Source organism: Vreelandella rituensis, assembly GCF_003336665.1.
GTDB lineage: Bacteria > Pseudomonadota > Gammaproteobacteria > Pseudomonadales > Halomonadaceae > Vreelandella > Vreelandella rituensis.
The window spans coordinates 43,419-50,641 of the sequence record NZ_QPIJ01000029.1 but is presented as its reverse complement, the minus strand read 5'-3'; the positions used below and the strand labels follow the sequence as shown (position 1 = coordinate 50,641).

Annotated in this window: 8 protein-coding genes and 1 pseudogene; 6 read left to right on the top strand and 3 right to left on the bottom strand. The window is 58.1% G+C overall.

The window, feature by feature from the left end; all coding sequences use genetic code 11:
- The 5 genes and pseudogenes from DU506_RS12545 to DU506_RS12525 form a co-directional block, all read left to right on the top strand.
- Positions 1-494, top strand: a pseudogene (locus DU506_RS12545) (RNA-guided endonuclease IscB); the annotation flags it as partial.
- A gap of 90 nt (positions 495-584) precedes the next feature.
- Positions 585-1,469 (top strand): sulfate ABC transporter permease subunit CysT, encoded by an 885-nt coding sequence (gene cysT, locus DU506_RS12540; protein WP_114487247.1) that lies wholly within the window; start codon positions 585-587, stop codon positions 1,467-1,469.
- Positions 1,469-2,296, top strand: a complete 828-nt coding sequence (gene cysW, locus DU506_RS12535; RefSeq protein ID WP_114487246.1) for a sulfate ABC transporter permease subunit CysW — start codon at positions 1,469-1,471, stop codon at positions 2,294-2,296. The genes cysT and cysW overlap by 1 nt, the downstream gene beginning before the upstream one ends.
- Positions 2,293-3,387: a sulfate/molybdate ABC transporter ATP-binding protein gene (locus DU506_RS12530; RefSeq protein WP_114487254.1), complete on the top strand. Its 1,095-nt coding sequence runs from the start codon at positions 2,293-2,295 to the stop codon at positions 3,385-3,387. The genes cysW and DU506_RS12530 overlap by 4 nt, the downstream gene beginning before the upstream one ends.
- Positions 3,388-3,467: 80 nt before the next feature.
- The gene (locus tag DU506_RS12525; protein WP_114487245.1) at positions 3,468-4,061 is read left to right on the top strand and encodes a YajG family lipoprotein; all 594 of its coding nucleotides are present in this window, start codon (positions 3,468-3,470) and stop codon (positions 4,059-4,061) included.
- Here the strand turns inward: DU506_RS12525 and DU506_RS12520 are convergent, their stop codons facing one another.
- The 3 genes from DU506_RS12520 to DU506_RS12510 all read right to left on the bottom strand — a co-directional run bounded on the left by DU506_RS12520 (position 4,062) and on the right by DU506_RS12510 (position 5,734).
- A complete protein-coding gene (locus tag DU506_RS12520; RefSeq protein WP_114487244.1) occupies positions 4,062-4,694 on the bottom strand; it encodes a thiopurine S-methyltransferase in 633 nt (210 codons plus the stop codon).
- Positions 4,695-4,697: 3 nt separating this feature from the next.
- Positions 4,698-5,336: a TIGR04211 family SH3 domain-containing protein gene (locus DU506_RS12515; RefSeq protein ID WP_114487243.1), complete on the bottom strand. Its 639-nt coding sequence runs from the start codon at positions 5,334-5,336 to the stop codon at positions 4,698-4,700.
- 71 nt (positions 5,337-5,407) lie between these two features.
- Positions 5,408-5,734 carry a DUF1820 family protein gene (locus DU506_RS12510; RefSeq protein WP_114487242.1) on the bottom strand — a complete coding sequence of 109 codons (327 nt, stop codon included), beginning with the start codon at positions 5,732-5,734 and terminating at the stop codon, positions 5,408-5,410.
- A 255-nt stretch (positions 5,735-5,989) separates the two neighbouring features.
- Here DU506_RS12510 and DU506_RS12505 point away from each other — a divergent pair, with 255 nt between their 5' ends.
- On the top strand, positions 5,990-7,213 hold the full coding sequence (locus DU506_RS12505; protein WP_114487253.1) for an ATP-grasp domain-containing protein: 1,224 nt from the start codon (positions 5,990-5,992) through the stop codon (positions 7,211-7,213).
- The last annotated feature ends 10 nt before the right edge of the window (positions 7,214-7,223 follow it).

The following is a 7,223-nucleotide window of genomic DNA, read 5'->3' as shown; positions in this document are numbered from 1 at the left end:
CTGCCGTCAACGCCACCCGTTGGGCGCTGTTCGGAGCCATGAAAACCACCGGCCTGCCGGTCGCCGTGGGCAGTGGTGGTCGCACCAAGTACAACCGTCAGCGGCTGGGTATTCCCAAGACTCATGCCCTGGATGCGGCCTGTGTCGGCAAGTTCGACACCCTGAAAGGCTGGCGGGTACCCACCCTAGTCATCAAGGCCATGGGCCGTGGCAGCTACCAGCGCACGCGCCTCGACAAGTTCGGCTTTCCGCGTGGCTATTTGATGCGGCAGAAGCAAGTACAGGGCTTTCAGACCGGCGATAGGGTCAGGGCGATTGTCCCGGCCGGCAAGAAGACCGGCAGCCACACGGGGCGCGTGGCGATTCGCAAGACCGGCAGTTTCAATATTCAGACCGAACAGGGAGCGGCCCAGGGGATTTCCTGGCGCCACTGCACCCTGCTGCAACGCGGTGATGGCTACGGCTATCACCCACTACCCACAATCCAATCATAAAGGAGACGCGTACAGGGAACCCCGAGTCGTGCTGCGCACGACGCGCTATCCCTCCCGGCGCTAAAGCAACCGGGTTTCCCGCGCAAAACGATGAAACCTAATGTTTTAAAAGCGGGTGCTTTAAAACCCAACGGCCTGTTTCGCTCCGGCAGCACCCGTGTGCTGCCGGGGTTCGGTCTTTCCATGGGCATCAGCGTCACCTTCATTTCGTTGGTGCTGCTGTTGCCCATGACGGGGCTGTTCGGGCAGCTGGCCGGTCTGAGTCTGGCGCAATACTGGGCCATCATCACCGAAGGCCGCGTGGTGGCAAGCTACATGGTGACGATCGGCGCCGCAGCCGTGGCGGCTCTGGTCAATGCCGTGTTCGGCTTGTTGCTGGCCTGGGTACTGGTGCGCTACAGCTTTCCCGGCAAGCGGCTTCTCGATGCGCTGATGGACCTGCCCTTCGCCCTACCCACCGCAGTTGCCGGCATTACCCTCGCCACCCTTTATGCCAGCAATGGCTGGATGGGTCGCTTGCTGGAACCGCTAGGGTTTCAGGTCGCCTATACCTGGGTGGGGATCGCCCTGGCCATGGCTTTTACCAGTATTCCATTTGTGGTGCGCACGGTGCAGCCGGTATTGGAAGACATGCCGATAGAGGTGGATGAGGCGGCCATGTCGCTGGGAGCAACCGACGGTGTCGCCTTTCGCCGAGTCATCCTGCCGCACCTTTGGCCGGCATTGGTGACCGGGACCGGCCTGGCATTCGTGCGTTCTTTGGGTGAATTCGGAGCGATCATCTTCATTGCCGGCAACATGCCCTATGAAACCGAGATCACCGCCCTGATGATTTTCGTCAAATTGCAGGAATACGATTTCGCCGGTGCTTCGGCGATCGCCTCGGTAGTGTTGTTCGTGTCACTGGCTCTGCTGCTGGCCATCAACATCTGGCAAGGGCGCTTCATCCGGCGTCTGCATGGAGGAAAGGGCTGATGAGACGCATTGGTGATGCTCCGACTGTCCGGCGCCTATTGATCGGTGCCGCCCTGTTCCTTGCCGCGCTATTTCTGCTGCTGCCGTTGGTGGCGATCTTCGCCCAAGCATTCGCCCAGGGCGTGGCGGTGTTCTGGGACAATGTCAGCAACGAATATACCCTGTCCGCCATTGGCCTGACCTTGTTCGTCGCTGTGCTGACGATCCCCGTCTGCCTGGTGTTCGGGGTAGCCCTGGCATGGCTGGTCACTCGTTTCAGTTTTCCAGGGCGGCGGGTACTGCAGACCTTGATCGATATCCCCTTCGCCGTATCGCCGGTAGTGGCAGGCCTGGTTTACCTTCTGCTATATGGCCGCACCGGCTGGATGGGCACCTGGCTGGACAGCTACGACATTCAATTGATGTTCGCCTGGCCAGGCATCGTGATGGTGACTATCTTCGTGACCTGCCCTTTCGTGGCCCGGGAACTGATTCCTCTGATGCAGGCCCAAGGCTCCAAGGAAGAAGAAGCCGCGGTGGTACTCGGCGCTTCGGGCTGGACCACGTTTCGGCGTATCACCCTGCCCAACATTCGCTGGGCACTGCTGTATGGCGTGATACTCACCAACGCTCGGGCCGTAGGCGAATTCGGTGCGGTTTCGGTGGTTTCCGGCGCCATTCGCGGCCAGACGAACACCTTGCCGCTACATCTGGAACAGCTTTACCAGGATTACAATGCCGTGGGGGCTTTCGCCTGCGCAGCTTTGCTGGCCTTGATCGCCTTGCTGACTCTGGCAGCCAAGGCAGGGCTTGAATGGCGCGCATCGCGCCGGGAGGCATTTTTATGAGCATTCGTCTTCAGCAGATTTCCAAGCATTTCGGTAATACCCGAGCGCTGGAACCGGTCAATCTGGACATTCACGAAGGTGAACTGGTCGGGCTACTGGGTCCCTCCGGCTCGGGTAAAACCACCCTGCTGCGCATCATTGCCGGGCTGGAAAGTGCCGACACCCACCCCCGCTCGGGCAAGATCCTGTTCGGCGACCGGGATGTAACCCATGTGCATGTGCGTGACCGGCGTATCGGGTTCGTCTTTCAGCATTACGCCCTGTTTCGGCACATGAGCGTCTACGAAAACGTGGCCTTCGGTTTGAAAGTCATGCCGCGCAACCGGCGTCCCAGTACAGGCGAGATTCGCGCCAGGGTGTTTCGCTTGCTGGAAATGGTCAAACTGGAAGACTTCGCCAACCGCTTCCCCGCCCAGCTTTCCGGTGGGCAGCAACAGCGCGTCTCGCTGGCCCGTGCCCTGGCAGTCAAGCCGGACGTTCTCCTGCTGGATGAGCCGTTCGGTGCCCTCGATGCCAAGGTGCGCCAGGACTTGCGCCGCTGGTTGCGTCGCCTGCACGACGAACTCAATTTCACCAGCGTGTTCGTCACCCACGATCAGGAAGAAGCGCTGGAGCTTTCCGACCGGGTGGTAGTGATGAGCAACGGCAAGATCGAACAGATCGACACCCCGGAAACGCTTTATCGTCATCCGGCCAACCGTTTTGTGTTCGAGTTCCTGGGGGATGTCAATCACCTGGAAGGCAAGGTACAGAACGGCATTCTGACCTGCGGCGATGCACGCCTGGACGTGGATTTACCCGATGGCCACGAAGAGCTACTGCTTCGCCCCCATGAACTCAGGTTGATCGAAACACCCACTGCGCATGCCCATTTACCGGTGACGGTTACCGCTACCGTTCCGGTGGGCGCTGAAGTCCGTGTCGAGCTGGAGGCCGATTGGCTGGCCAACCCCTGGCTTGCCACCATCAGGCACGCTGACTTCGAGCGCCTGGGGTTAACCCGAGGCCAACGGCTTTATGTCGAACCGCGCCGCTGGCATCGCTTTGCCCAGCAGTCGCCCAGATATTCTCCTTCACCCAGCACGGCATGAGCATTTGCCTGGGGCAAGGCGCGCGCTATACTCGCCAAGGCTTTTTTAACTGCTTTTGTCTTGCCCCAGGGAGCGTCACCATGCTGCAGCGCCATTTCTTTCATGGATTTATTATCTTGCTGGTCAGCCTTTGGCTTGCCGGCTGTGCCAGTCCTCATTACTTGCAACTTAGCCCCCAACGTTCCGCCAGTGTTCCCCAGGTAGGCCAAGGCCAGGCAGTCACGGTAATCGCTCAGGATGGGCGCGACAGCGACATCATCGGCAATCGTACCGGCAGAGGGATGTCGTCGGCACATATCACCGTGAGTAGCCATGAGCTGATTCCGCACCTTCAGAAAGAGGCCGAACGTGCGGTGCGCGATATGGGTTTCACGCCGACGCAGGAAGCCGCCGAGGGCCGACCCAGCCTTGTGCTGGTGCTTGACAACCTGGCCTATGTTCGCGGTGACAGCGGCCAGGCATTGATCGATGAAGCGCGCCTGGAAGCGGTATTTCGTGCCGAAGCCAGCCATCAGGGCACTACCTATATCGGCACTTACACCTCACGCCGCACCCAGGGCTATGCGATCAAACCCGATCGTGACAGCAACACGCGTATGCTCAATGACTTGCTCAGCGATGGGCTGGACCGCGCCTTCGGAGACCCGGAGCTAGCCGGACTTCTGGCGCGCTAGTCAGCCCCGCGGACCGCGACGCTCGAGCGCCCATACCGACTCGGCTCTGCCCATGGCATCCGAGGCACTGTCTTCCAGATGAGTCAGGCGAAAGTTGGGAGAAAATATGTCTTGAATTTCCTGCGCCGGCACGCTGAAAGGCGGACCGGCGCCAGACTTTTCGTGGGTCAGGCTGATCAGCAACCCTTTCGCCCCGGGCGGAATCAGTTGAGCCAGGTGAAAAGCATAACGCTGGCGTCCGGCCGGTGGCAGGGCAATCAACGAGGCACGGTCATAAAACGCCCCGATTTCAGCGGCCTGTTGAATATGCAGATGAAAGAAATCACCGCACCACAACTCAATGCTACCTTGGCGCGATATATCAAACCCAGCCTGGCGATAACGTGACACTTCGCCTTGACGCTGGGCCAGAAACTGTTCAATGGCTTCAGGCACCAACTCGATTCCCAGGACCGGATAGCCATGCTGAGCCAACCAGCGCATATCCAGACTTTTGCCACACAACGGCACCAGCACCTTGGTTTCGGGAGGCACTTCCAGTTGCGGCCAGTAGCGCTCCAGAGCGGGATGGACGTCATTCAAATGAAATCCAATCCGTCCCTCCCGCCAGCGCGTCATCCATTCGAGGCTCATGCTCTAGAACCAACGGTCACGTTTTTTACGCCGACGCGGCAAATGCGGCACGATCAAGCCCACTAACAGCCCCGCCCCGGCGACACTGCCGCCGTACATGAAGTAACGCATCAACAAATCTTCTTCCTGGGTATCGAGTCGCGCTTGAAGCGCTCGCACCTGCTGGCGCGACTGTTCCGTTTCGCTGTCCAACTCATTGTTGCGTGTTTCAAGGTCGGCGATCCGCTGTTCACGAACCTCCAGGGTCTGGGTCATGGAAGCGACTCGCTGCTCCCAAGTCTCGTTGATCCCTTCAAGCTCGGCACTCAAGGCCTCGACCTGTGCTTCCAATACCGGCAATTGCTCACGAGCGCTGGGCGTTTCCTGCAGCTCCTGGCTCAGTACCCAAACGGTGTCACCCTCGCTATTTTCCACGCGGGTGTAGTCACCACTGGTTTCCAACACGTCTACCGGCTCACCTGCGGTGAGTGTCCCGATGATCCGATAGCCATCGGTTGGGCCGCTGCGCACATAAGTGGTCAGCTCATCGGAAACCCAGGCGTTACCCTCCGCTTGCTGAGCCAACACCATCAGACTGGTGGTGCCCAGAAGCATACCCACCGCGAGACGCGAAAAACGGAGTTGAGATAGATTTACTCGCATTAGACCTTGCCCTGAATTGTAAACACTTACCTGCCCACGATTTCCTGCCCGCTCCATTCGCCAGGAAAAGCTTACTCACCTCGTGGAGGCAAGGAGAATGGGCGGGGAAATTCAGCGATGCTGGATTCACTTTTTACCGCCCTGAGAGGCCCTTCACGCTCCACTTCGTCAATACGCACAATGGCGTTCAGCGGCAGGTAACTGCGCTTGACGCCTTCGAAGGTACGTTGAAGTTTCTCTGTGGCAGTGTCCACTACCAGGCGGCTGGGATCCTCAAATACGAACTCCTCGACCTCAATAAAGCCCCAGAGTTCGCTTTGAAAAATCTCTCTGACGTATAAATCCCAAATTTCACCTTGTTGGTGCACTACGACACGATAGATCGGCTTGGCCGCCATCTTGGCCCGTTCCTCTTGCGCTGAATGATGTCACTGGAAATTGAAAATAGCTGCGACTAGATTATCACATTCACCTCTTGAAACCTCGAAGGTTAGGGTGTCCATCCGTGCTTTTCGACAGTATTGCGTTAGCTGTACGAGCAATGACAACGCTAGCCAGCCCATGCAACTCTCGTCTATGGTAGATGGTGGCGGTGCGGGATGGAAAACAAAGCACCGGCTATCAACCATTTCATCAATAACGGAGTCATCACTATGCAAAAGGATCCGAACAAGGGCTATATCGCCCTGCTGGGCTGGAGCCTGAACGCCATCGAAGCGGCCGAAAATTTTGACCGGCGTTACATTGTGGTGGCGCCCGATTGGGCGGAAGACTATTGCCAGAAACATGATATCCCCTACGTGCCCTGGAACTTCGAGCGCTTGAACGACCGCTCGATCGAAATCGCCGAAACGCTAAAGGAAAAAGGCGTCGACGTGGCCATTCCGCTGTATGAAGAAACCGTGGAATGGGCCGGTGCGATCAACTCCGTGCTGCTGGATAACCCCCGCATCTACGGCCAGTCGCTGCTGTTGCGCGACAAAGCCTTGATGAAACGTCGGGCGCAGCTGGGCGGTATCCGTGTGGGCATTTTCGAAGAAGCCCACGACAAGGAAGATGTGGTGCGTTTCCTCAAGCGCGTCAACCAGACGCTGCTCAAGCTTGATGGCGATCCCAACGACCCGATTCACCTTAAAGCGTTTGACAAGGCCGGTTGTCTTGGTCACCGCGTCATCCGCACCCCGGATGAAGTCGATACCATTCCCGACGAGGAATTCCCGGTATTGATGGAATCGCACCTGGATGGTTGGGAATTCGCCGTGGAAGCCTGGATCCACAAGGGCAAGATCGTCTTTCTGAACATTTCCGAATACGTGACCCTGGGGTATTCGGTGTTCGTTCCCGCCTCGCCGGAGCTGGAAAAATACCGCGAACAAATCACCCAGCAGATCGAGAAGCTGATCAAGGCATTCGACATCGAGTTCGGCCTGATCCATCCCGAGTACTTTGTCACTAGCGATGGTGAGATGTACTTCGGGGAGGTGGCCTATCGTCCGCCCGGCTTCAAGGTGTTCGAGCTACTGGAAAAAGTCTACGGCTTCAATGCCTACCAGGCCACCATGCTGGTATTCGACCCCAAGAGCACCTCGGAAGAAGTCGCCGCCTTTTTCCCCAAGGAAGTCGTGGATGCCGATGGGTTCGCCGGTTGCTTCGGTGTATACCCCCGTCGCCGCGTGGTAAGCCGTCTGGAAATTCCCGAGGAAACCGAAGATCACCCTTACTTCGAGTCGCATGAACTGACCGCACCCATGGAAGAAACCGTGACCAAGCGCACCGCTTTCGGGACTCACTGGGGGCTTATTTACTTCAAGGGCGACGATGCGCACACCCTGCGCGACTTACTGAAACATCAGGAAGAGCTCGACTTCTATGTATAATCCCAAGCAA